Source organism: Vibrio sp. KUL80, from assembly GCF_059725495.1.
In genome coordinates, this window is sequence record NZ_AP045841.1 from 1,340,314 (window position 1) to 1,363,854 (window position 23,541).

The 23,541-nt window shown below is 46.1% G+C and carries 20 protein-coding genes and 1 pseudogene; 9 read left to right on the forward strand and 12 right to left on the reverse strand.

Going from position 1 to position 23,541, the window contains the following annotated elements:
- Nucleotides 1-47 precede the first annotated feature (47 nt).
- Nucleotides 48-623, reverse strand: a complete 576-nt coding sequence (locus AC6I8U_RS06140; RefSeq protein WP_498018015.1) for a TetR/AcrR family transcriptional regulator — start codon at nt 621-623, stop codon at nt 48-50.
- A 162-nt stretch (nt 624-785) separates the two neighbouring features.
- On the opposite strand from AC6I8U_RS06140, the gene AC6I8U_RS06145 reads away from it, so the two are divergent.
- From AC6I8U_RS06145 to AC6I8U_RS06160, 4 genes are all read left to right on the forward strand, one after another.
- Nucleotides 786-2,027 carry a CinA family nicotinamide mononucleotide deamidase-related protein gene (locus AC6I8U_RS06145; RefSeq protein ID WP_498018016.1) on the forward strand — a complete coding sequence of 414 codons (1,242 nt, stop codon included), beginning with the start codon at nt 786-788 and terminating at the stop codon, nt 2,025-2,027.
- Between the two features lie 191 nt (nt 2,028-2,218).
- The gene (locus AC6I8U_RS06150; RefSeq protein WP_042472241.1) at nt 2,219-2,458 is read left to right on the forward strand and encodes a hypothetical protein; all 240 of its coding nucleotides are present in this window, start codon (nt 2,219-2,221) and stop codon (nt 2,456-2,458) included.
- A gap of 212 nt (nt 2,459-2,670) precedes the next feature.
- Nucleotides 2,671-3,690 carry a DUF2804 domain-containing protein gene (locus AC6I8U_RS06155; RefSeq protein WP_498018017.1) on the forward strand — a complete coding sequence of 340 codons (1,020 nt, stop codon included), beginning with the start codon at nt 2,671-2,673 and terminating at the stop codon, nt 3,688-3,690.
- A gap of 34 nt (nt 3,691-3,724) precedes the next feature.
- Entirely contained in the window at nt 3,725-4,570 is an 846-nt protein-coding gene (locus tag AC6I8U_RS06160) for a sterol desaturase family protein (protein WP_498018018.1), read from the forward strand.
- Nucleotides 4,571-4,594: 24 nt separating this feature from the next.
- On the opposite strand, the pseudogene AC6I8U_RS06165 reads toward AC6I8U_RS06160, so the two are convergent.
- The 6 genes and pseudogenes from AC6I8U_RS06165 to AC6I8U_RS06190 form a co-directional block, all read right to left on the reverse strand.
- Nucleotides 4,595-7,294, reverse strand: a pseudogene (locus AC6I8U_RS06165) (cation-translocating P-type ATPase).
- A 110-nt stretch (nt 7,295-7,404) separates the two neighbouring features.
- Nucleotides 7,405-8,244 carry a magnesium transporter gene (locus AC6I8U_RS06170; RefSeq protein WP_498018019.1) on the reverse strand — a complete coding sequence of 280 codons (840 nt, stop codon included), beginning with the start codon at nt 8,242-8,244 and terminating at the stop codon, nt 7,405-7,407.
- A gap of 5 nt (nt 8,245-8,249) precedes the next feature.
- Nucleotides 8,250-8,654: a hypothetical protein gene (locus AC6I8U_RS06175; protein ID WP_234495675.1), complete on the reverse strand. Its 405-nt coding sequence runs from the start codon at nt 8,652-8,654 to the stop codon at nt 8,250-8,252.
- A 160-nt stretch (nt 8,655-8,814) separates the two neighbouring features.
- Nucleotides 8,815-9,144: an SMR family transporter gene (locus AC6I8U_RS06180; protein WP_252011912.1), complete on the reverse strand. Its 330-nt coding sequence runs from the start codon at nt 9,142-9,144 to the stop codon at nt 8,815-8,817.
- A 9-nt stretch (nt 9,145-9,153) separates the two neighbouring features.
- Nucleotides 9,154-9,552 (reverse strand): DMT family transporter, encoded by a 399-nt coding sequence (locus AC6I8U_RS06185; RefSeq protein WP_252011913.1) that lies wholly within the window; start codon nt 9,550-9,552, stop codon nt 9,154-9,156.
- Nucleotides 9,553-9,650: 98 nt separating this feature from the next.
- Nucleotides 9,651-10,583, reverse strand: coding sequence for a LysR family transcriptional regulator (locus AC6I8U_RS06190; protein ID WP_498018020.1), 933 nt, complete (start codon nt 10,581-10,583; stop codon nt 9,651-9,653).
- Between the two features lie 219 nt (nt 10,584-10,802).
- Here AC6I8U_RS06190 and AC6I8U_RS06195 point away from each other — a divergent pair, with 219 nt between their 5' ends.
- The 3 genes from AC6I8U_RS06195 (at nt 10,803) to AC6I8U_RS06205 (ending at nt 12,999) form a co-directional block, all read left to right on the forward strand.
- Complete coding sequence (locus AC6I8U_RS06195; RefSeq protein ID WP_498018021.1) at nt 10,803-11,885, forward strand: baeRF10 domain-containing protein; 1,083 nt, start codon at nt 10,803-10,805, stop codon at nt 11,883-11,885.
- 121 nt (nt 11,886-12,006) lie between these two features.
- On the forward strand, nt 12,007-12,246 hold the full coding sequence (locus tag AC6I8U_RS06200; protein ID WP_498018022.1) for a hypothetical protein: 240 nt from the start codon (nt 12,007-12,009) through the stop codon (nt 12,244-12,246).
- Between the two features lie 108 nt (nt 12,247-12,354).
- Nucleotides 12,355-12,999, forward strand: coding sequence for a Crp/Fnr family transcriptional regulator (locus tag AC6I8U_RS06205; protein WP_498018023.1), 645 nt, complete (start codon nt 12,355-12,357; stop codon nt 12,997-12,999).
- Between the two features lie 14 nt (nt 13,000-13,013).
- Here the strand turns inward: AC6I8U_RS06205 and AC6I8U_RS06210 are convergent, their stop codons facing one another.
- Nucleotides 13,014-14,546: a phospholipase D-like domain-containing protein gene (locus AC6I8U_RS06210; protein WP_498018024.1), complete on the reverse strand. Its 1,533-nt coding sequence runs from the start codon at nt 14,544-14,546 to the stop codon at nt 13,014-13,016.
- Nucleotides 14,547-14,877: 331 nt separating this feature from the next.
- On the opposite strand from AC6I8U_RS06210, the gene AC6I8U_RS06215 reads away from it, so the two are divergent.
- Entirely contained in the window at nt 14,878-15,429 is a 552-nt protein-coding gene (locus tag AC6I8U_RS06215) for a metal-independent carbonic anhydrase family protein (RefSeq protein ID WP_498018025.1), read from the forward strand.
- 97 nt (nt 15,430-15,526) lie between these two features.
- On the opposite strand, the gene yfaE is transcribed toward AC6I8U_RS06215, so the two are convergent.
- The 4 genes from yfaE to ubiG all read right to left on the reverse strand — a co-directional run bounded on the left by yfaE (nt 15,527) and on the right by ubiG (nt 20,531).
- Complete coding sequence (yfaE, locus tag AC6I8U_RS06220; RefSeq protein ID WP_498018026.1) at nt 15,527-15,802, reverse strand: class I ribonucleotide reductase maintenance protein YfaE; 276 nt, start codon at nt 15,800-15,802, stop codon at nt 15,527-15,529.
- On the reverse strand, nt 15,802-16,935 hold the full coding sequence (gene nrdB / locus AC6I8U_RS06225) for a class Ia ribonucleoside-diphosphate reductase subunit beta (protein WP_234495685.1): 1,134 nt from the start codon (nt 16,933-16,935) through the stop codon (nt 15,802-15,804). The genes yfaE and nrdB overlap by 1 nt, the downstream gene beginning before the upstream one ends.
- An 89-nt stretch (nt 16,936-17,024) precedes the next feature.
- A complete protein-coding gene (gene nrdA / locus AC6I8U_RS06230) occupies nt 17,025-19,313 on the reverse strand; it encodes a class 1a ribonucleoside-diphosphate reductase subunit alpha (RefSeq protein WP_446567525.1) in 2,289 nt (762 codons plus the stop codon).
- Nucleotides 19,314-19,820: 507 nt separating this feature from the next.
- Nucleotides 19,821-20,531 (reverse strand): bifunctional 2-polyprenyl-6-hydroxyphenol methylase/3-demethylubiquinol 3-O-methyltransferase UbiG, encoded by a 711-nt coding sequence (ubiG, locus tag AC6I8U_RS06235; RefSeq protein ID WP_128648901.1) that lies wholly within the window; start codon nt 20,529-20,531, stop codon nt 19,821-19,823.
- A 326-nt stretch (nt 20,532-20,857) separates the two neighbouring features.
- Here ubiG and gyrA point away from each other — a divergent pair, with 326 nt between their 5' ends.
- On the forward strand, nt 20,858-23,491 hold the full coding sequence (gene gyrA, locus AC6I8U_RS06240; RefSeq protein ID WP_498018027.1) for a DNA topoisomerase (ATP-hydrolyzing) subunit A: 2,634 nt from the start codon (nt 20,858-20,860) through the stop codon (nt 23,489-23,491).
- Nucleotides 23,492-23,541: the final 50 nt, after the last annotated feature.

The following is a 23,541-nucleotide window of genomic DNA, read 5'->3' on the forward strand; positions in this document are numbered from 1 at the left end:
CTGGAAACAGCCCTTTTTTACAGCAAAAGTATGAGTGTTTGATAAAACTAGTTGCTACCGACCAACTGCGCGGTTTCACGCATCGCTTGCTCTAAATGAGATCTATCCTTTTGAACCGCACAAAGTAAAGTCGCGCCTAACCACTTAGCGTAAAGCGAGCGAGAGGCCGCATAAGGTTCAGAGATAGACATGACACCTAGCGTATTCCCCTCATTAAAGTAATCCGCCATTCGATTAATGACTTTTTCACCGCCCTTATCGAGTTCGGCTTGCATGCTTGACGATGTTCCTGCGATCTCACCGGAAAGTTTGACCACTAAGCATTTAATTTGAAACTCGTCTGTGACTTTTGATTCAGACCAGAACTCGAAGTAATTCAAAACGCGATCGGCAAACGGCACATCTTCATCGCTGAGGTATGAGATGACAGTGGCGAGGTGATCCTCGAAGTAGTCCTCGAGCAGTTGGCGCCCGAAGTCTTCTTTCGATTTGAAGTGATGGTAGAAAGAGCCTTTGGTTGCGTTTGCTTGTTGGATAATCTTCATGATGCCGATACCAGCAAAACCATGCTCGCTGATAAGCTCAAAACCTGCATCCAGTAGTGTTTGTTTTAAATCTGCCATAGTTCACTTCCCATGAGTAGATTGACCATTATAACCATGCCCATACCGACCGTACAGTATGGTTAGGTAAAGGTTCTGCTAATCCTATGATTTGCTTAGTTGTCGCTATTGCTATTTCTTTAACTCATGTCATTCTTAAAGAAAAACAAATAAGGAGAGATCATGCCTAAAATAGCGATGCTGAGTACTGGAGAAGAGGTTCTATATGGTGACATTGTGGACACCAATGCCGCTTGGCTCAGTCGTGTCTTTTATGAGCATGGGTTTTCTATGTATAAACGCTCGACGGTTGGTGACCAGCGAGCGTCTTTGCTGCAAGAGTTGGTGATGTTGAGTCTCAACCTAGATGTCGTCATTGTGAACGGTGGTTTAGGTCCTACATCGGATGATCTGAGCGCTGAAGTAGCGGCGGAAGCAGCGAACGAGCCTTTGGTATTGAATCAAGGATGGCTCGATAACCTAAAATCCTTCTACGCGAAACGCGGTAAACTCATGCCTGAGAGCAATATCAAGCAAGCAATGTTGCCCGCTAATGCCTCGGTAGTGGATAACCCAATCGGTACCGCTTGTGGCTTCAAAATGATGATCAACGACTGCTTATTTTACTTTACACCGGGCGTGCCCAGTGAGTTTAAGAAGATGACCATTGAGCAGATCATCCCCGACCTAAAAGCTCAGTTCCCGAATCAGCAGGGCCGAGTATGTCGACGTATTTATACCTTCGGTCTGTCTGAGTCTGGTATTGCTGACACGCTATCGAACTTACAGCTTCCCGCCGATTATGAGCTTGGCTACCGCTCTTACTTACCGTTCATTGAAGTAAAGCTATTTGGTCCGTCTGACGACTTAGAAATCGGTGCTCGCGTACTTGCCATGATAGAGAAACTGCTGCATAGCAATGTCGTCAGTGTCGATGAGCCTATGTTGGAGCGTATTGGACACCTAGTTGAAGTGCATAAGCCGACCATTGCCATCTCGGAACACTCCACCAAGGGTTGTTTGGCGTCTTGGTTGCAAGACAGTGAGAAAGTATCGCAGTGTTGCGGGGCGACGTGGATCTTAGGTTCCAAGACCGCATCTCCGTTAGACCGTGATAGCGAACAGTTGGGTGCTACATTGGCACTGGCAGGAGCAACGAAAGGAAACTGTTCGGCAGACATCGCTATCTCGACCGGCAAATTAGAAAATGAGCAGTTCTCTGTTGCGATCTCAACACCAAAAGGAGAGTGGGGGCAGACGCTTAAACTGCAAAGAAGCTATAACGAAAAGAGTGTCAAAACCGTGATCAGTACGGTTGCTGGCGACATGTTGCGCCGATATTTAGACAATCAACCGATGTTTCCTGACTACGGGTTCTTAACGAGAACTCATGATATATTCTTACCGCTTGAGAAGTTATCTTGATTCATTTGCGTTGAAATGCGATTGGTTGAATATGCTTTTTAGTTATTTATATATGAAAATTGGATCTAGTTCACAATAATCTGATCTCTAAAGGGAATTTCAAATTCTCATTTTTGAGAGTAGCTGTTTTTCTCCAATTGATTAAAATCAATGTTCACCCTAAATATAGTGGTGTGCAGGAGGGGGGAGATATGATCCAACAATCTAAAATAAGAGTGTTTTATCAAGTAGCTAATGAGCAAATCATGCTTGGTGAAGCGTTCAGTAAAAAGTGCGGTGATATAGCAGCTATGTGGTTGAAGGCTCCTATGGAAGAGATCCTGTCTGACGATGGTTTCCGAATCTCGCTTTATGACGACGGTGGTCGTCATGTAGCTGATAAGAGCGTATCTATGGGTACCGCCGATTCAATTTTGTCGACAGTCGATTAAACCAAAATATTCATTCCTTTTGGGCTGACCTATGCGTCAGCCCTTTCTTTTTGTGCCACATTATTTACGTAGTTCTTAACGGGCTTCACGTAGCTCTTAACGGAATTTATTGAAACTGTGATCACTTTGGTGCTTTTGCTCTAACCCTCGTCGAGTCCATAAAATCTGATTCATACTTGTACAATCTATGACCACGCTATGGGTGCTCGAGTATGGAACTCTCGTCAATTCAGCAAATTAAAACCTTAATCGATGAGACTGGGCGTCCGTTGCAGGGATATCTCACCTCTATACCAGAGCAGCTGGACGTAGAGAGTTTTCGCTATTTCTCGACCATGGACAAACAGCGCAGTTCGGTTGCCAAGTACTTCCACTACAAACAGTTCCAGTTCATTAGCGTGTTTACGCCAGATTATGTCATTGGTTTTGCGATCGCTGATATACGTTATGTCGGCAATAGCTTTTGCTACCTCTACGACATCAAGCGAAATGAGCTGCTAGAGCAAAGCTGGCTTCGACCATTAGGGCTTGGCTATTTCATGACGCCGTCGCCTTGGCAAGGGAAAGCCGTGTTCAACGGCGGCGCACTGACGTTACAAATCGAAGAAGGTGTCTGGAGCGCTGTGGTTAAATCTAAGCACTTCTCTATGGATATTACACTGACGCCACCGAGTCATGACAGTGCCCCTATTATGGTCAGCTCGCCTACTGGCTATTCGGGCTGGACCTACACTCAAAAGCATAATGCGCTCAATGTCTCTGGCAGTTTGAAGGTTGCTGGTAAGTCGGTTTCGCTCAGCAACGCGCGGGCAGGCTATGACTTTTCTGCGGGATTTATGCGCCGTGAGACAAGTTGGCGCTGGGCGAGCATCAGCGCAGATTTTAAAGGAACCCGAATAGGGTTAAATCTCGCGGCAGGCGTGAATGAAACTGGGGTGAGCGAGAATGCCTTATGGGTAGATGGGCAAAGAGTGCTGCTTCCGGCCGTGCTGTTTGAGTTTGAACGGCACGATCCCGATTCTGCTTGGAGAATTTACGACTCTAACGGGTTGATAGACCTTCGTTTTTCCCCTAAGAATGTGCGCAAGGAGCGACTCAACCTTTGGCTACTTAAAAGTAACTTTCGCCAATTTGTGGGCACGTTTTCTGGGACGATTTCACTATCGAATGGACGTAGCTATGAGCTGGAGAATGTACTGGGGTTGACGGAAGATCATTACGCCAAATGGTAAGCATTGACTAGGTAAAATAGGAACAAGGACAAGTATGGAAACCCTCGCGGATAAACCTGAACTGCTACTGATTGCGTTAGCCCCCATTTTTCTGCTCATGATGGGGTTGGAATATTGGTTTGGGCAAAGAAGCAACAGGCTACCTGCTTCGGCGCGATACTCTTTCAAGGAATTGGCCTGTAACTTTTCTCTTGCGGGATTGCATCAACTGTCTGATTTATTGGCAGGTTTATTCATCGCTAAGCTTTATCTACTCGTGTTTGGATGGAAGCTATTTGACATTGAAATGTCGCTTCCGATGTTCCTGCTCCTCATGCTGCTGCAAGATTTCTTTTATTACTGGTTCCATCGCGCCAGTCATCGAGTGCGTTGGATGTGGGCAGCGCACGTTGTTCATCATAGCTCGGAGAACATGAATTTCAGCACTGCATTTCGCCAAAGCCTAATGTATCCGCTCGCTGGCATGTGGTTATTTTGGATGCCCCTTGTCATTATTGGCTTCGAACCCAAATGGGTGGTGTTCGTGGTTTTACTCAACTTGGGGCTTCAGTTCTTTGTGCATACTCAATGGATTCGAAAGATCGGGCCATTCGAATGGGTGTTTAATACGCCCTCTCACCACCGTGTGCATCATGGGGTCAACGCCCAATATATCGATAAGAACTACGCTGGCGTGCTGATTATATGGGATAGGCTATTTGGCACCTTTGAGCCTGAGGTTGAGACAGTGCGGTATGGTATTAGTAAGCCGGTCAATAGTTTTAACCCTTTAATTGTGACCTTTGCAGAATGGAGAGATATGTTGAGGGCACTGAAAAGAGAGCCCTCAATGGTTGGCAAAATGAGAGCGGTGCTGAGACCGCCCTCTGATGATGATTAGTTTGTGATTAACGGTGAATCGACGTTAGAGCCATTTCGTTTTGGTGAGCTCTTTCACCGATGACAGTACGAGTGTCAGACCGCCCGATACGATCACAATCCAAGATAGGTGATGCAGAGCGAGTGGTTCGGTGCTAAACACATATTGACCCATTGAGGTGTAGACCACACAGAGTGATAGTGTGGCTGACAATGCAATAGCGCCCAGTAGATATAGGTTGGTAAACGGATTCTTTCTAAACAGCGTGGTAAACGTTCGGCTATCGAACAGATGCCAAAGCTGTGCAAAAATCAGCATCAAGAACGCAATAGTCTGAGCATATTGCGTACTAAAACCACTGTTCAGTGCCCACGCAAACGAGACATAGCTGAGCGCACCCAGCGCCAAACCACGGGTAAGAATTCTCACACCTAGACCATCAGAGAAGAATGGCTCGTTACGTTTACGAGGCTTTCTATCCATTAAATCATGCTCTTGAGGCTCCATACCCAGCGCTAAAGCAGGTAGGCCATCGGATACCAAGTTCACCCATAGAATCATCAATGGCGTCAGTGGCAAAACGGTTTCAGGTCCCATCGCAAGGAAAGCGAACAGAATGACCGATACTTCTGCGACGTTGGCTGTCAATGCTTGTCGCATGAACTTTCGCAGGTTATCGAAAATCTGACGACCTTGGCGTACTGCCTTAACAATGGTGCTGAAGTTATCATCAAGCAAAATCATATCACCTGAATCTTTAGCAACGGATGTCCCCGTGATACCCATGGCGACACCGATATCCGCTCGCTTGAGCGCAGGAGCATCGTTAACGCCATCACCTGTCATAGAGGCAACCTCGAGGTTCTCTTGCTGCGCTTTGACGATTCTTAGTTTGTGCTCAGGCGTCACGCGCGCAAACACGGCGACCGAAGGACAAATTGCTCGAAGCTGATTATCGTCCATATGATCAAGCTCGGTGCCCGTCACCACTTTGTGCTCTGGTCTACGTATGATGCCAATTTCTTTCGCTATAGCCTGTGCTGTCGCTGCGTGATCACCAGTGATCATCACAGTACGAACACCTGCGCGGTAGCATTGCTCGATGGCTTCTTTCACTTCTGGTCTTGGTGGATCGATAATGCCAAACAGTGCCGTGAGACAAAAATCTTGCTCTAAATCGCTCGCTTCGAGATCAAGCTGATTTGTTGAGAGTGGTTTAAAGCCAACAGCGATAGTGCGAAGTGCTTGATTGGCGAAACGATCAATCGCGGTTTCGAAGGCTTGTTTTGCGTTGTCGAATTGAGTCGCACTCATACCCGCGAAGTTAGTTCCAGTCTGGAAGCTAGATGCCTTGGTTAGCAGCACATCTGGCGCGCCTTTGACTGCAAGAAAGTAATCACCATTCGGAGACTTCACTACAGCTGATGCCATCTTGCGAGTAGAATCAAACGGGAATTTCTTGACGATTTGGTAGCCACCATCACATAGCAGAGCATCTTTGACAAAACCTGCCTTCGCTGCCGCCACCACCATTGCGCCTTCAGTAGGGCTGCCTTGTACGACTAACTTACCGTCTTGTTCTATGACTTTTGAGTCGCTACATAGTGCAGAGATCAGCAGTCCTTGATTCAGGCTTGACGCATGTACAAGACGATTGTCGTGACCGTCTGCGACAAACTCGCCCTTTGGCTCAAAGCCTTTACCTGTTACGTCCCAAAAGTGATTCGTGGTGTCGTAGGCTTTAACCACTTGCATCTGGTTTTGAGTAAGCGTACCGGTTTTGTCCGAACAGATAACCGTCACTGAGCCTAGCGACTCGATAGCAGAAAGCTGCTTCGCAAGAGCGTTGTTTTTCGCCATGCGCGTCGAGCCCATCGTGAGTACAATAGTCACAACAGTCGGCAATCCCTCTGGTATGGCGGCAACAGACAATGAAATACCTGTCGTTAAAATATCGAGAACAGGCATACCATGATAGAAACCGACACCACAGACTAGGGCCACGATGCCAAGTCCAACAAACAGCAATAGATGCGCAAGGTTGTCCATGCGAACTTGCATTGGCGACTTAGTCAGAGGTGTCTGGTTCATCATCTCAGCGATGTGGCCCACCTCAGTTTGCATGCCAGTGGCAGTCACAACGCCAAGTCCAGTACCTGTTGTGACCATAGTTGTCATAAATGCCATGTTCTTTTGGTCACCCAGCGCTACGTCTTGGTCGCCAATTGTATCGACGGACTTGGTCACGGGCTCGGATTCACCGGTGAGCGCAGCCTCGTCGATAGCAAGCTGATGCGCCTCCAAAATACGGACGTCCGCAGGCAGAATATCACCGGTGTTGAGCTTGATAATATCGCCAGGTACCAGTTCTTTTGCCGGAATCATTTGCCAATTCGAATCACGAATTACCTCGGCTTGAGGCGCAGCCATCTCTTTAAGCGCTTGCATCCCCTTATGGGCTTTACGTTCTTGCCAGAAAGAGATGCCAGTATTGATCATAATGATCACCGCAATCGCAATCGCGTCAACCATATGACCTGTCATTGCTGACACAATCGAACCAATGGCCAGAATGAATACGAGCGGGTTTTTGTACTGCTCTAGATAGAGTTGCCACATTGGCTTTGCAGCCGCTTCTGTGAGGGCATTCTCGCCATAGTGTTCAAGGCGAGATGCCGCTTCAGCCGAGCATAATCCTGAGCTCTTAGTGGTCTAAAGGTTGTTGATTGCACCAGCTGTACTGATGTTGAACCATGGTGTTTTCACATTGATATCTCCAATGTTTAGCCAGTCCGTTGAAATGAATTACATCCATTTGGGGAAGTGAATATAAAAAATAAAATGTCTGTGTTTTCTCATCGAATGCCGAGGTAGTGGCTGACGATGGTGAAGTAAATCCAGATACCCGAGATGTCGACGATAGAGGCTAGTACTGGGCTCACGAGTACGGCTGGGTCAAGCTTAAAGACCCTGGCAACAATCGGTAGGACACCACCTAAGACAGTAGAAATAACCACCTGAATAAACAGCGCCACTGAAATAGCAAAAGCGATGTCTGTAAGTGCGAATCCGGAGTGGCTTGTTGCGCCACTGAATATGAGCACACGCGCCGCGATGATGACTGCCAGCACAATGGCGATGAGTGTGCCAACTCGTAGCTCTTTCCAAGCAACCTGAAGCCATTGCTGTTTCTTTAGTTCACCTGTGGCAAGCGCCCTAATAACTAGTGTTGCTGCTTGGCTGCCCGTGTTACCACCAGCAGCTGCAATCACCGGCATATACACAGCAAGCAAAACTAAGGTGCTTAAGGTATCTTCATATTTCGCAATGATCAGGCCGGAAACAATACCAAGCAGTGCCAACGTAATAATCCAGCCTATTCGCTGGAATACATGCTCTCCAACGCTGGTGGTTAGGTAGTCTCGGTTGGTCTCTGCTTCCGAGTGAATGATGCCGAGCTGCATCGCGATGTAGCGAACCTTCTTGTCATGTCCAAGCATTTCTAGCTCTTCAAGAAGATGCTGAACTTGACCATGAGGGCAGTGTTGCAAAACAAAAACGCAATGCTCGACATCATTGAGCATCAGAAACTGCAGTTGTCTGTCATCACTACTGTGAACAAACTCGTCAATGTATTGGTCCTGGTAGTTCCTTGAATAGGTGTAGTCTTCCAGTTCCTGAACGTTGAGATTCATAGTGATTAGCCTTTTAGCGATGCGCTTAGATTGAAATCGACTAAGATCGGTAGTGAGATTTCATTTTCTATTAGCCAGTTGCCAATTTTTTCTTTTATTTTTGGAGTGATCTGATAGGCAGAGATTTTCTGTAGGCATCTAGATAGAATCGTATTTTGCTTGTGAATAATGCTCTTGCGTACAAGTGAATCAAGTACTTCACGCTCTATTGTATAAAATCCAAGTCCATTGTTATCAGGAAGTTGAACTTGGAAGGACAAATCGCTCAGCCATATGCCAATGTCTCGATTAAATAGGTATGCGCCTTGACCAAACTGAGTGCTGACACTGTACAGTGCAACGACTGCAGATATTTCTTCATCACTTAGTTGTGATAACAGTGCTCTTGGAGGATTCTTATAAAAGTTCATAATATTCAACTGTGATAGCGATTATTAATTGTGAAAATATTGGGGAAAAGGTGGCGGAGAAAAGATGGCTCATCATGTTATTATTATTCAGGCATGGATGAGCCCCCCAAATATCCTTTCTCCGCGCTAACTTATAGATTCAGTGTTTTTAAAAGCGAGATTAAGCTGTTTTCAATACAATGATTGCCGCAATAACTGTAAAGATGCCCGCCCAACCAATTTTCTTAAGCTTTTGGTTAAATAGTAGGTAGCCGCCTAATGCCGTACCGAGAATACCGATTGCCCCCCAGCTTGCGTAAGCGATCGCAAGGTCAATACCTTTTACCGCCTGCGCCAAAAGCGTGAACGCAAGTAGTACCAAAGCGATAGCAGAGAAGCCCCATTTGCGCTTCTTAAAACCTTCAGACTTTGACAGCGCCATGTTAGCGGCAACGTCTAACAGTGCTGCAAGCACTACGTATCCAAAATAGATGTTTAGAATAGAGTTCATGTTTGCTTCCTACCTTAACTTAGCGGTTCGAATCTTTGGTTTAGTAACGCTCTTTACTTTTACTGGCTCAGGCTGTTCTGTGTGGTGTTCTTCACCAAGTGTCACCATAACAACACCAGCGACAACGAGTACTAATCCGAAAATTTCTTGCATATTGAGTGTCGCGCCAAAATAGAAGATGGACACTAAAGTAATCAGAGCAATACCCAAACCTTCCCAGCAAGCATAGGCGATACCGATTGGGATCTTTTTAGCTGCAAGAGCAAGAAAGTAGTAAGAAACTGAAATTAGAACGTACATTAATACGTAGTTAAGAATGTTTCCTCCTTGACCAGCAACATTCATTGAGCTTGTACCTGCTACCTCAAAGAATATAGCCATCATTAAGAAGAATCTTGCGATAATCATTATTACCTCTATTGAAAATTAGTTTAACGCGAGTCTGCCGCGCTTCGATATTCAATATACATGAATAATTTGTTTCGACATTGCATATCAGCTATTCATTATTGAAACGGGAATTGCTTGTTTCTAAACGCTCCCTGAATCACACTATGAATATGTTGAGTTAACGGGTTATTTCTTTTTATTTGGCTAAACCCACCATATATATCGTAGTGAGGAAGGTTAACGTTAATCTTACTAATAGAGTAAGTTTCAATGCCTTGGTAATGCATTGCCGACGAAGGGCTACCAAACATAATAGCGTCACTATTTTTTAGATAGCTGGCGGCTGAGCGTAAATTAAGTGTTTGCATAACAATATTGGGTTCCAATTCGGTATTACGATACAGACCTTCAATATTGAATGTTGATTTGTGTCCATCGGGAGCAGGAATGGAGACGATTGGCAAACCTTGTATATCACTTAAATCAAAAGGAGCAGAGAGGATAGGGTGATGCTCACGAGCAATGATCACCGCAGACTCCTCGTAAAGCTTCTCTTGATATATCGCTTGAGGTAGCACGATGTCTTGGTCGGTAATGCAATAGTGGTAATCACCTGATTTAAGCCCCTCAGCGGCATTAGGGTGCCAAATGTCAAAAGAGAGCTTGGCGTTAGGAAAAGCGTCAGCACAGGCTTTGGTCAGTGCATCCGCTTGTTCTTCAAGGATGTAAGGGTCAATGACCAAAGAGACGTCACCAGAATAGAGAGTGGCATCAAATTCAGACAACTCGTCGAGCGCATTTTGAAGCGGGGCTAACATTTGGTCAGTCACACTCGCCAAACGCCTAGCAAGAGGTGATGCCTCCATGCCATGGGCGCTACGGGTAAAGAGATTTTGTCCGAAGGCTTGATTTATTTTGGCGACATTACGGCTGACGCTGGCTTGAGAGATACCTAGATGAAGAGCCGTTGCTTTAGTGCTTTTGTACTTTACAAGGCTTCTAACAACAGGAAGTAGGCTTAGGTCGAAGTTATCAAGATTTGGGGTCATGACGAGTGCTCTTTGTTAAGGGTAAAGACAGGGTGCGTGACCAAAGTTGGTCATGAGTCCTTACGCTGGCATCTCGTCCTTATTCAGCGATTTAACTATCGCTCGATAATGCTCGTGTCTGTCAGATGTGCCAAGAGCTTAATTCAACAGTTCGCAAATCCTGTGCACTAAGAGTGCGTGCAGGAACAGTTAAACGTATTCAATCAATGAGAAAACATTATGAACAATACAATTCAAGACCTGTTTGTGTCACTTCGTAGCTACATCGATGACCACCAAGAAACTAAGTCAAACATGATGACTGTGTACGCTAACTTGGATCCAAGCGATTACACCAACCAGCGTGAACGTCCAGCTTGGATGATTGAATTAAAGAACCAGTTCGACATGCTAACGCCAGAGCAAAAGGCAGATGCAGAGAGCAAAGTAGGCACTGCACTGACTTGGGAATACATCGAAGAAAAAACGCTAGAAGCATTTATGCAGCACGAGCCACGCGGCAAAGCAGCAATGATTCTTACTGACTTTGTAGACGGTATGATCGTTGACTTGCCGCTTCCTGTAGAGAACAAGGTGCACTTTGGACTACCTCAGGTATCTGAACTACTTTCTCAACTGCACCGCTACGGTAAATACCTAGTGGTACTGTTCTCTGAAAAAGAGCACCGCGTGATCTCTGTAAACCTAAACACAAACGGCAGTGAGCAACTTGTTGATAGCGGTGTTGAAAGCGGTGTGTTCTTGCGACCAGGTGGCAAAAAGTCGCGTACTCAAGCTTCAGAGCGACGCGACCTTGATACAGAGAGACGCATCTATGGCAGTGCAGCTGAAGAGATCAATGCTCACTTTATGGAAGACACGGATTTCGATCGCATCATTTTAGGTGGGAACCTAAAGATCGCTAAGCAGGTAGCGAATGAACTGCACCATACAGTAGCAGAGCGTTTGGTATCCATTGAGCCGATTCCATTCAAGGTATCAGAGCGCGACCTAAAGCGCATGGTTCGAGTCATCGCAGATGAGTATGAGCAGGTGCAAGATACGTCTTTGGTACAAGAACTACTGATTCGTCAAAACACTTGTGACCGCAGCGCGTTTGGTCTGGATGCGGTAATGACCGCGCTGGATAACGGCCAAGTACGACGTATCTACTTGCCGCACCCAGTGAACGCTCAGAAGTTCAACATGGTATTGGTAGAAGCAATGACGAACAATGTCGATGTGGAAATTCTCCACGGTGATGCAGCAGAGCGATTAAACGCGCTGGGCGGTGTTGCAGCAACTTTGTACTACGCGTTCTAACGATTTAACGGTTTGCCCCACCTAGAGCGGACTCCAAGGATGGTCTCTTGATTCGGGTGGGGCACTTTTCTTATCAAATATCTTTATCAATTATTAACTCAATTAATAGAAAGGTGACAGCATGCTTATTGTTGTGTTTGTAGCGATCGCAGTAATGGTTTTCTTGAGTGTGTTTTTAAGAGTCAAAGCAGAAAAGGGAATTGTCAAAAAAGTGTGTGACAAGGGCAACGAGCTAAAAGAAGTCTGTATTAGCGTCTGTTGCGGTAGTCTGGGAAGTTACGGTCCGGTACTGCCAAAGAATGTGCAAGAGTTTATCAAAGCTCGTAATCAAAAAGCGGATCAAGAGTTGGAAAATGACTAACGTCACGCGTAACAGTCTTGGTCGATGCTTTTCAAATCAGATGTTTGAGTCGCTAGGTGCATGCAGTCTATAATCAACGGCAGTGTGTCTAACCAAATACGGCGACGAATGACAACAGCATTGGAAATAGCGAAACTATTTAACATTTCGATAGACTTAGCTGACCTTTTCCTTGAGGTGGGCACGGTACAGACTGTTCAAGCTGGCGACTATCTGGGAGTCAGAGGGCAAGAGCCGACGCATTTTGCCTTAGTGATGGATGGGGTGTTTGGCGTAGAGCGTGTTGATCATGATGGCGTTAATAGGCTTGTCGGTTTGCTCGGTAGTGGTTTGAGTATTTTCGAAAATCCGATCATCATGGCCAATAAGGTCAATACTGTCATTCAATGCTGGTTCAAGGCGCGGGTTGTGCTTGTCCCTGTGGCAAACTTTAAGTCCTTGCTGGATGAAAATTTGGAACTGAATAAATTATTGGTTCGAACACAAGCGAAAAAAACCATCTACTTTGCTCAGCTGCTCTATTGGAGTCATGAGAAAGACATGGATAGGAAAGTACATTTAGCGCTCACGCTACTTGGTGATACCGTGAATAGCTCGACGCTCATCCTTTCCAATGAGCAGTTATCATCGATCTTAGGTATGTCTCGTAACTCGGTGAGTCGATCATTAAAAGCGCTTACCGAAGCGGGTTCAATAGACGTTGAGAAAGGTTCGATTACTTTACTGGAAGAGTTGCGAGATCCCGTCGAATAGCGGATCTCGCTTTTTTATAGCTGCGATTCGACAGGTAAAAAACGCATCAAGTAATTAGACGTGCGTTTCCACCAATTTGCTCCAGGCTCTTTGTCGAAGTGTTCCTCGCCTTTCGTCCACATTAATTCGCCGTGAGCGTCTACAATCACTCGGAATGCGTTTAACGTGACTACATCTTTAAGTGCTTGGTTTAGCTCAATTGCCATCTCTGGAGAGTGTATTGAGACACCAATTTCTGTGTTCTCATAGAAAGAGCGCGGATCAAAATTGGGGCTGCCAATAAACACCGTTCTTTCGTCAAAGATGAATAGCTTAGCGTGTAGGCTTGAACGAGATGCGAACCATGCGTTTAAACTGTCTTTGTCGAGCTTCTGTTTTTCCCGCCCATCGATTTCATACAGAGTCACACCCATATCCAGCAGCTGTTTTCGATATCGTGAATAACCTGAATGAACGATAGCAACATCGGTCGACTTCAAAGAGTTGGTAATAACGGTAACTTGAATACCTCTGCGTCGCAAGCCAGCGAAAAAATCCATCCCTTTTTGGCCGGGAACAAAGTAGGGCGTGACTATGGTCAATTGATGTTCGAGCTTATCGACCATGTGACTGATCTGTGAAGACCACATAAGATCGTAGCGATCTCGTGCAACAGTGACTTTACTGGGCGAGTCGTACTTTACCTCAGAGAATGCCCACGAGAGCTGTAACTCTTCGCTATTGAGCTTGGCGCGAGCGAGTTTCTGGCTAACAGCTTCTATGTAGCTTCTTGTTTCCGGTATTGTAGAGGTGCTCTGTAGGGCGCGGGTTTTCGCGACGATGTCTTTGTCTAAGGGGACTTTTCTAATTAGGCTACTCGCAGGCTTGGCTCTTTCGTGATTCCAGAACTCGTCAAAGGATGTCGATATTTGGTTGGTTGCTGGGTTGGTTAAAAGCACATCAATATCTTCAAATACGATGTCTGGGTTCGCACCAAAATATTCATCTCCTATGTTGCGTCCTCCAATGATGGCGACTTGATTATCGATGATGAGTGCTTTGTTGTGCATCCGCCGTGTCGTGTGGCCAAGTCCAAAAGTGAGCTGGCCAATGAGGGTTCGGTTTCTTCGAAAGGCGTTGAAAAGGCGCACTTCGATATTTGGATGCTGGTCGAGAGTGATGAGGACGTCATCGATACCAAAGCTACCAAAATCGTCGAGTAAAATTCTAACCCGAACGCCCCGTTCTGCTGCTTTCTTAGCTTCGTCCAGCAACAAGGCTCCGCTGAAGTCATTTTTGTAGATGTAGTATTGGATATCGACAGAATGTTCAGCTCTGCTAATCAGTGCCGCTCTGGTGACCAGTGCATCGACAGGATCATTTAGTAGACGAAATCCACTCTGTTCACTGGGCTGAGAGCGTCTAGCGATTTTTATCACAGAGGCGATATCACTTTCAGCTTGCTTGTTGACACGAATACTACCTGACGTGTGGTGATAGTGCTGGGGCTTGGTGACACAGCCGAGTGCGGAGGCAATCACAGCAGCGAGAAAGAGATATTTCATCATAGAGACACCACTTTTGCTCATTAGAGCGCTTGGTTGACGTTTCACACTTGCCTGTGCTGTTGACTCTCCATAGCGAGCGGTTTTGAACCGTAAAATAGTAAGCGGTCAAGCCCGCAATGCCATGCACTGAGAGTGCTCAGAGCTAATTATTAACACTTTATGGCAAGGCGAGACTTCGCATATCTGATATGCAGCTTTGAAGGCAGGATTCGATATCTTTAAAACGCCAAGCTGATAGATTTTTAGTTAACCAAGTTCGCAAGACCGAAGCTTTAGTGCTTTTTATGTGAGTAAAAGATCATTCGGTCGGCAAGTTTAAAAAGGAACTAGTATGAAAGTTAATTCTCTATTTGCGTCGTTGTTCGTGTTGCCTATTTCTACTGCCGTGTTTGCAAGTGGGGCAGGGAATGTCATTAGTATGGTGGAAGTGATTTCTGCCCAAGAAGATTGGTGTAATGCGGTTGTGCATATCAGTCAAACCTATGAAGAGAAGGGACACCAAGCAGCAGAGATGCTGGCACGTGAGGTTATAGACAATGCCTACGGTTATGAGATGGGTTCAGTGCTGTTTAAGCCTACACTTACAGTTAATCCACAGACGTTTAGATTGGATAGCGAAGGTGCGTTATCTTACTTTGTCGGAGGCAATGACACGTATCCCCAGGATTCAGGCTTTGCGCTAAAAAACTGGACGGAATGTCGCATTGATAACGCAGGTATTTTGGTTGCTGGTAACAGTGTGAATACCATGGGTAAAGTTCACTTCACCAATGCCGCGGGCGAAGTCACCTCGGTGGATAAAACTTGGACGTTCGTGAGAGATGATAAGGGACAGTTGAGAATTACGCTTCATCACTCGTCTCTAGAGTATGTCGCTAACTAATTCTGCTAAATACAGATACAAAAAACGGCTCATAAGAGCCGTTTTTTACTAGAGGAGATAGCACTCTTTTAATAAAGAGCCCTCTATCAATAAAGCGCTATGCTCGCTTCTTTAACTGATGCGCAATATTGTTGAGCTCAATATCGGTTTTCGCTCGACAAATACACGGCAAAATTTCATTTGCTTGTGTATAGGCCATCGCAAACCCTACGTACTCCACTTCGCCTGAAACCAGTGTGCAGCGACACGCGCCGCAGTGGCCATCTCGGCAGTTGTATTCGGGCTCTAACCCAGCTTGCTCCATTGTCTCAAGGACGGTGTTGGAAGGGTTAGACTCGATCGTGGTGATAGAGTTTATCTTAATGGTCGGCATTAAAGTTCGAAGCCCTCGAAGTCGTCTGCGCTTACTTCGTTGTCAATTTGACCAACAAGGTATGAGCTGATTTCTGCTTCTTGTGGTGCAACCTGTACGTTGTCTGAAGACAGCCAAGCGTTGATCCAAGGGATTGGGTTCGATGTTGCTTCAGGGTAAGCGGCATCGAGACCAACCGCCTGCATACGTACGTTAGTGATGTACTCAACGTACTGACAAAGGATGTCTTTGTTCAGGCCGATCATAGAGCCATCTTTGAATAGGTACTCTGCCCACTCTTTCTCTTGTTCAGCGGCTTCTTTAAACAGGTCGAAACACTCTTGCTTGCACTCTTCAGCCACCTGCATGAATGAGAAGTCGTCTTGACCGTTACGAAGCAGGTTAATCATGTGCTGAGTACCGGTTAGGTGCAGCGCTTCATCACGAGCAATAAGCTTGATGATTTTCGCGTTACCTTCCATCAGCTCACGCTCTGCGAATGCGAATGAACAAGCGAAACTCACGTAGAAACGAATCGCTTCTAGTGCGTTTACTGACATCAGACATAGGTACAGCTTCTTCTTCAGGTCGTACAAGTTAACTTTAACTTCTTCGCCTTTGATGTTGTGCGTACCTTCGCCGAAGCGGTGGTAGTCGTTGGTCGCTTGAATCAGGTCATCGTAGTAATGTGCGATGTCTTTCGCACGCTTAAGGATGTGCTCGTTTTCAACGATATCGTCAAAAACCACACCCGGATCGTTCACGATGTTACGGATGATGTGCGTGTATGAACGAGAGTGGATAGTCTCAGAGAATGACCATGTCTCGATCCATGTTTCTAGCTCAGGCAGAGATACAAGCGGTAGCAGAGCGACGTTCGGGCTACGACCTTGAATCGAATCTAGAAGCGTTTGGTACTTCAGGTTACTGATGAAGATGTGCTTTTCATGCTCTGGAAGCTTGTTGTAGTCGATGCGGTCGCTTGACACGTCCACTTCTTCTGGACGCCAGAAGAAAGAAAGCTGCTTTTCGATCAGCTTTTCAAAAATTTCGAATTTTTGTTGGTCGTAACGCGCAACGTTGACTGGTTGACCCAGGAACATTGGTTCTTTAAGCGCGTTATTCTTAGTTTGGGTAAAAGTACTGTAAGCCATGATGCTGCAATCCTTTTTAAGCCCTTCCTTCACAAGGAAGGGCAGAGAAATCTAATCTTAAATGCTGTAGAAGTTGTGTGCTGAGCACATTAGATCTTACAGCCACCGCCTGCACAATCGTCGTCTTGCTCAACAACTGCCGCTTTGTCGTTCTGGTCATCTTTCGCGCCGTCACGAGTATTATGGTAGTAAAGTGTTTTCACACCAAACTTATACGCAGTTAGCAGGTCTTGAAGCAGTTTCTTCATTGGCACTTTGCCACTATCGTAGACGCTAGGGTCGTAGTTAGTATTCGCAGAGATAGCTTGGTCAACAAACTTCTGCATGATACCAACAAGGTGCAAGTAGCCATCGTTACTGCCGATGTTCCACAGTAGCTCGTAGTTCTCTTTTAGGTTGGCAAAGTCTGGCACAACCTGCTTCAGGATACCGTCTTTCGACGCTTTCACTGATACGTAACCACGTGGTGGCTCAATGCCGTTCGTTGCGTTAGAGATCTGTGAAGAAGTCTCTGAAGGCATTAGCGCAGTCAGTGTTGAGTTACGTAGACCGAATTCCATGATTTCTGCACGTAGCTCATCCCAATCGTAGTGAAGTGCTTCATCACAAACGAGATCGATGTCTTTCTTATACGTGTCGATTGGCATCAAGCCTTTCGCGTAGTTTGTCTCATGGAACGATGGGCAGCGACCTTGCTCTTTTGCTAGCTCTACAGATGCTTTCAGTAGGTAGTACTGAATCGCTTCGAACGTGCGGTGAGTCAGGTTGTTTGCAGAACCATCTGAATACTTAACACCGTTTTTCGCTAGGTAGTAAGCGTAGTTAATCACGCCCACACCCAGAGTACGGCGGTTCATAGTAGAACGGTATGCCGCTGGTAGTGGGTAGTCTTGGTAATCAAGCAGTGCATCAAGTGCACGAACCACTAGGTCAGACAGATCTTTAAGGTCATCAAGTTCGTTAATTGCACCCAGGTTGAATGCAGACAGCGTACATAGCGCAATCTCACCAGACTCGTCTTCAACATTCGCTAGTGGCTTAGTTGGAAGCGCGATTTCTAGACATAGGTTAGATTGACGAACCGGTGCAACTTTCGAGTCAAACGGGCTGTGAGTGTTACAGTGGTCGACGTTCTGGATGTAGATACGACCTGTAGACGCACGCTCTTGCATCAGTAGTGAGAATAGCTCAACTGCTTTGACCGTCTCTTTCTTGATTGACGGATCGTTCTCGTACTTAACGTATAGACGCTCGAATTCGTCTTGGTCTTCGAAGAATGCATCGTAAAGACCTGGAACATCCGATGGTGAGAACAGCGTAATGTTGCCGCCTTGAACAAGACGTGCGTACATCAGTTTGTTTAGCTGAACACCATAGTCCATGTGACGTACACGGTTCTCTTCAACACCACGGTTGTTCTTAAGAACCATCAGTGACTGAACTTCGCCGTGCCACATAGGGTAGAACACAGTCGCCGCACCGCCACGTACACCACCTTGAGAACAGCATTTAACCGCTGTTTGGAAGTATTTGTAGAATGGGATACAACCAGTGTGGAACGCTTCGCCGCCACGGATCTCAGAACCCAAGGCACGAATACGACCAGCATTGATACCGATACCTGCACGTTGTGAAACGTAGCGTACGATAGAGCTTGCCGTCGCGTTAATAGAATCTAGGCTGTCACCACACTCAATCAGAACACACGAGCTGAACTGACGAGTAGGCGTACGTACACCAGACATGATTGGTGTCGGTAGTGAAATCTTAAATGTCGATGTCGCATCGTAGAAACGCTTGATGTAGTCAAGACGCGTCTCTTTTGGATACTTGGCAAATAGACAAGCCGCAACAAGGATGTATAGGAACTGCGCACTTTCGTAGATTTGACCGCTTACACGGTTTTGTACGAAGTACTTACCTTCCAGCTGTTTAACCGCAGCGTAAGAGAAGTCGTGATCGCGAGTGTGGTCGATGTAATCGTCCAGCTCGTCTAGCTCAGCTTTTGTGTAGTCTTCAAGCAGGTGCGCGTCATACTTACCCATTTCAACCATTTTAGAGACATGATCGAACAGCGCTGGTGGCTCATACTGACCGTACGCTTTTTTGCGTAGGTGGAAGATAGCCAAGCGAGCTGCTAGATATTGGTAGTCTGGTGCGTCTTCAGAGATAAGGTCTGCTGCAGACTTGATGATAGTTTCATGGATGTCTGACGTTGTAATGCCATCATAAAACTGGATGTGAGCCTTAAGTTCCACCTGCGACACAGAAACGTTGTCTAGGCCTTCAGCAGCCCATGCGATAACGCGGTGGATTTTTTCGAGATCGATACTTTCTTTGCGGCCATTACGTTTAGTAACGGAAAGTTGCTGGTTCATTCTGAGGTGTTCCCTAACAAAACAATATGAAACCTCGCTTTTATGAAATTTTGTTGAGTCTTAGCGAAGGCTTCGTGATCAATGTCACCCTATAAAAATTTGCTTCCAACACAAGATATAGGGGTCATTTGGTTTACGGGTTACAAGATAGTGCTATAGGGCGAGATTTTCAAGTTCGGCGATTTGAGGAAACTGTGGATAACTAGGGGAAAGAAAAAAATCAGTTAGTGGATACTTACCATTGAAGTTAGACCCGACTTAGTTGTGAAAATTACGTGCTAGCAGATCGGTTTTCTTTTAAACAAAGAGAAAAAAAATTCCTTGATCTTTGGCAAGTTTTGGCAGTTATTGATGAGGTGATTAAAAGTGCGATATCAGCACACAAAACCGACGAAAGTGTCTTGTTTTTGTAAACAAACTGTGTGTGACAGTTAACGTGAGTTGTAGCACCAATTTGGCGTGTTTGCGTGGCGAACCAGATTGGTGCTTTCACTATATCTTGTGTTTCTACAGCGCTTTTTCTGTAAACACGATGTAGTTAACATCTACGCGCTTGCCAAGCTTGTAGGTGTCGGTCAGTGGATTGTAGGAAAGGCCAGTAATGCCTCTCTCAATCAAATCCGTTGCATCAATCATCTTAATGAGCTCAGATGGCTTGATAAACTTATCGTGAGTGTGTGTCCCTTCAGGCACAATCTTAAGCAGTTTTTCTGCACCAACAATCGCGAACAGGTAGGACTGCAGATTGCGGTTTAGAGTAGAGAAGAAGACTTGGCCACCCGGTTTAACGAGTTTGGCACAAGATGCGATGACCGATGCCGGGTCCGGAACGTGTTCTAGCATCTCCATACAGGTTACAACATCATATTTACCTGCATTGTCTGCCGCGTGCTCTTCGACCGTGCTTTGAACGTAATCGAGTTTGGTGCCAGTCTCTAGTGCATGCAGGCGTGCCACTTCCAATGGCTCTTTACCCATATCGAGACCTGTCACGTTAGCGCCTTGCTTCGCCATGCTTTCGGCTAAAATACCGCCGCCACAGCCAACGTCAAGAACCGTTTTGCCAAACAAACCGTTCGCATTATCTAATACATAGTTAAGACGAAGTGGGTTGATTTGATGTAGGGGTTTGAACTCGCCCTCGAGATCCCACCAACGACTTGCCATCTCTTCAAATTTTTTGATTTCGTCTAAATCGACGTTCTGTTGCTTATCCATATTTGCCAATTCTTTGTTCCGACTTGTCTTCGTTCGACATTGGGCAGGAGTATACCGCAATTTAGAACGCGAAAACGCCTTCAGTGATCATTAATGGTGCATTTGTAACTTTTATCTTAGTTTCGTTCAATTGGTTGGGTGTTTTTTCGCCGCTTTTCAGAGTCATAGATTCAAAATGTGCAAATTGTGGACGTTTGAATCACAACCAAGGTCACAACCTGATAAAAGGGCAGGGAAAGTGATGCCGAACCCACTATTCTTGTGTTATATTTTGTCACCTTATACGTATCGAATATACGATCAAACTATAGAGGGATATTGGCTCTATGAGCGATCTAGCTAAAGAGATCACGCCCGTAAACATTGAAGATGAGCTGAGAGGCTCGTATCTCGACTACGCGATGTCAGTTATCGTGGGTCGTGCTCTTCCAGATGTGCGTGATGGCCTAAAACCAGTACACCGCCGCGTTTTGTTCGCGATGAATGTACTAGGTAATGATTGGAATAAACCATATAAAAAGTCTGCCCGTGTTGTCGGCGACGTAATCGGTAAATATCACCCACACGGTGATAGTGCTGTATACGACACTATTGTTCGTATGGCTCAGCCGTTCTCGCTCCGCTACATGTTGGTAGATGGTCAAGGTAACTTCGGTTCCATTGACGGCGATTCAGCGGCGGCAATGCGTTATACCGAAGTCCGCATGGCTAAAATCGCTCATGAGCTGTTAGCAGACCTAGATAAAGAAACCGTTGACTACGTTCCTAACTATGATGGAACAGAGCAAATTCCAGCGGTTCTGCCAACTAAGATTCCAAACCTACTAGTAAACGGTGCTTCTGGTATCGCGGTAGGTATGGCGACTAACATTCCACCGCATAACTTAAATGAAGTTATCGATGGCTGTTTGGCATACATCAAGAACGAAGACATCACGATTGATGAGCTCATGGATTACATCCCGGGCCCAGATTTCCCGACAGCGGCACTGATTAGTGGTCGTAAAGGCATCATCGATGCTTACAAGACGGGTCGTGGTAAAGTCTACATGCGTTCTAAAGCCGAGATCGAAGAAGACAAGAATGGCAAAGAAACCATCATTGTTACCGAGATCCCTTATCAGGTGAACAAAGCTCGCCTAATCGAAAAGATTGCAGAGCTAGTTAAAGATAAGAAAGTAGAAGGCATTAGCGCACTACGTGATGAGTCTGATAAAGACGGTATGCGCATTGTTATCGAATGTAAGCGTGACGCTGTAGGTGAAGTGGTTCTCAACAACCTGTACTCACAGACTCAGCTACAAACGACATTCGGCATCAACATGGTTGCCCTAAACAATGGTCAGCCACAGCTGTTCAACCTCAAGGACATGCTGAAGTGCTTCGTTGATCACCGCCGTGAGGTTGTGACTCGTCGTACTATCTTCGAACTTCGTAAAGCAAGAGACCGTGCTCATATCCTTGAAGCGCTATCTCTGGCACTGGCGAACATCGATGAAGTTATCGAACTTATTAAAAACGCACCAACACCTGCTGAAGCGAAGGTTGGTCTAGTTTCTCGTGGTTGGGAGCTAGGTAGCGTTGCATTAATGCTAGAGCGTGCGGGCACTGACGCGGCCCGCCCAGATTGGCTAGAAGACCAATACGGCATCCGTGACGGTCTGTACTACCTAACTGAGCAACAAGCTCAAGCGATTCTAGAACTTCGCCTACACCGTCTAACTGGTCTAGAGCACGAGAAGATCCTAGATGAGTACAAAGCACTTCTAGAAGAGATTGCAGAATTAATGCACATCCTTGCAAGCACAGAGCGCTTGATGGAAGTGATCACCGAAGAGCTAGAAGAAGTTCAAGCGACTTACGGTGACGAGCGCCGCAGTGAAATTACTGCTGCCGTTCATGACATTGATATGGAAGAGCTGATCGCTCGTGAAGACGTAGTAGTCACTCTGTCTCACGAAGGTTACGTGAAGTATCAATACCTAAGCGACTACGAAGCTCAGCGTCGTGGTGGTAAAGGTAAGAGTGCGACTAAGATGAAGGATGAGGATTACATCGAGCGTCTGCTTGTTGCTAATACTCACGACAACATCTTGTGCTTCTCAACTCGCGGTAAGACTTACCGTCTGAAAGTATATCAATTGCCACAAGCGAGCCGTACTGCACGTGGTAAGCCTATCGTTAACATTCTTCCACTAGAAGAAGGTGAGCGTATCACGGCTATCCTGCCAGTGTCTGAGTTCAGCGCTGACAAGTACATCTTCATGGCGACTGGCGACGGTACAGTGAAGAAGACATCACTAGACCAGTTCTCTAACGTACGTGCTAACGGCCTAATCGCTGTGAACCTACGTGACGATGACTCGCTAATTGGTGTGGATATCACCAACGGCGACAGCGACGTGATGCTGTTCTCGAAGCAGGGTAAAGTGGTTCGCTTTAGCGAAGACAAAGTCCGTGCAATGGGGCGTACTGCGGCAGGTGTTCGCGGTATGAAGCTGGCTGACGATGACCAAGTTGTGTCTCTGATTGTTCCTTCAAACGAAGGTGACATCCTAACTGTGACGCAAAACGGTTACGGTAAGCGTACTGAGCTTGAAGAGTACCCAACTAAAGGTCGTGCAACGCAAGGTGTGGTTTCAATCAAAGTCTCTGAGCGAAACGGTCCTGTAGTTGGCGCTGTCCAAGTTGAAGAAGGCGACGAAATGATGATGATCACCGATGCAGGTACGCTAGTACGTACTCGCGTTGCAGAGGTGAGCCAAGTCGGTCGTAACACTCAAGGTGTCACGCTAATCCGTACCGCTTCTGATGAGTCTGTAGTGGGTCTACAACGCATCGATGAAGTGGAAGAGCTAGCGGAAGTTGAAGGTGAAGAGGGCGCAGAAGGCACAGTCGCTGATGCTGCAGCAACTGATACTCCTGAAGCACCTGCAGCGGATGACGCTTCTGAAGAGTAATCTGATATTCGAATGATAGAAAACCTGCCTGATGGCAGGTTTTTTTTTGC

Bases quoted from the DNA above. Each gene is read 5' to 3' on its own strand.
- AC6I8U_RS06150 (WP_042472241.1), top strand. From the start codon at position 2,219: ATGATCCAACAATCTAAAATAAGAGTGTTTTATCAAGTAGCTAATGAG.
- AC6I8U_RS06180 (WP_252011912.1), bottom strand. From the start codon at position 9,144: ATGAACTCTATTCTAAACATCTATTTTGGATACGTAGTGCTTGCAGCA.
- AC6I8U_RS06200 (WP_498018022.1), top strand. From the start codon at position 12,007: ATGCTTATTGTTGTGTTTGTAGCGATCGCAGTAATGGTTTTCTTGAGT.
- AC6I8U_RS06140 (WP_498018015.1), bottom strand. From the start codon at position 623: ATGGCAGATTTAAAACAAACACTACTGGATGCAGGTTTTGAGCTTATC.
- AC6I8U_RS06160 (WP_498018018.1), top strand. From the start codon at position 3,725: ATGGAAACCCTCGCGGATAAACCTGAACTGCTACTGATTGCGTTAGCC.
- AC6I8U_RS06170 (WP_498018019.1), bottom strand. From the start codon at position 8,244: ATGAATCTCAACGTTCAGGAACTGGAAGACTACACCTATTCAAGGAAC.
- AC6I8U_RS06210 (WP_498018024.1), bottom strand. From the start codon at position 14,546: ATGATGAAATATCTCTTTCTCGCTGCTGTGATTGCCTCCGCACTCGGC.
- AC6I8U_RS06190 (WP_498018020.1), bottom strand. From the start codon at position 10,583: ATGACCCCAAATCTTGATAACTTCGACCTAAGCCTACTTCCTGTTGTT.
- AC6I8U_RS06175 (WP_234495675.1), bottom strand. From the start codon at position 8,654: ATGAACTTTTATAAGAATCCTCCAAGAGCACTGTTATCACAACTAAGT.
- nrdA (WP_446567525.1), bottom strand. From the start codon at position 19,313: ATGAACCAGCAACTTTCCGTTACTAAACGTAATGGCCGCAAAGAAAGT.
- gyrA (WP_498018027.1), top strand. From the start codon at position 20,858: ATGAGCGATCTAGCTAAAGAGATCACGCCCGTAAACATTGAAGATGAG.
- AC6I8U_RS06215 (WP_498018025.1), top strand. From the start codon at position 14,878: ATGAAAGTTAATTCTCTATTTGCGTCGTTGTTCGTGTTGCCTATTTCT.
- AC6I8U_RS06205 (WP_498018023.1), top strand. From the start codon at position 12,355: ATGACAACAGCATTGGAAATAGCGAAACTATTTAACATTTCGATAGAC.
- AC6I8U_RS06195 (WP_498018021.1), top strand. From the start codon at position 10,803: ATGAACAATACAATTCAAGACCTGTTTGTGTCACTTCGTAGCTACATC.
- AC6I8U_RS06145 (WP_498018016.1), top strand. From the start codon at position 786: ATGCCTAAAATAGCGATGCTGAGTACTGGAGAAGAGGTTCTATATGGT.
- AC6I8U_RS06185 (WP_252011913.1), bottom strand. From the start codon at position 9,552: ATGATTATCGCAAGATTCTTCTTAATGATGGCTATATTCTTTGAGGTA.
- yfaE (WP_498018026.1), bottom strand. From the start codon at position 15,802: ATGCCGACCATTAAGATAAACTCTATCACCACGATCGAGTCTAACCCT.
- AC6I8U_RS06155 (WP_498018017.1), top strand. From the start codon at position 2,671: ATGGAACTCTCGTCAATTCAGCAAATTAAAACCTTAATCGATGAGACT.
- nrdB (WP_234495685.1), bottom strand. From the start codon at position 16,935: ATGGCTTACAGTACTTTTACCCAAACTAAGAATAACGCGCTTAAAGAA.
- ubiG (WP_128648901.1), bottom strand. From the start codon at position 20,531: ATGGATAAGCAACAGAACGTCGATTTAGACGAAATCAAAAAATTTGAA.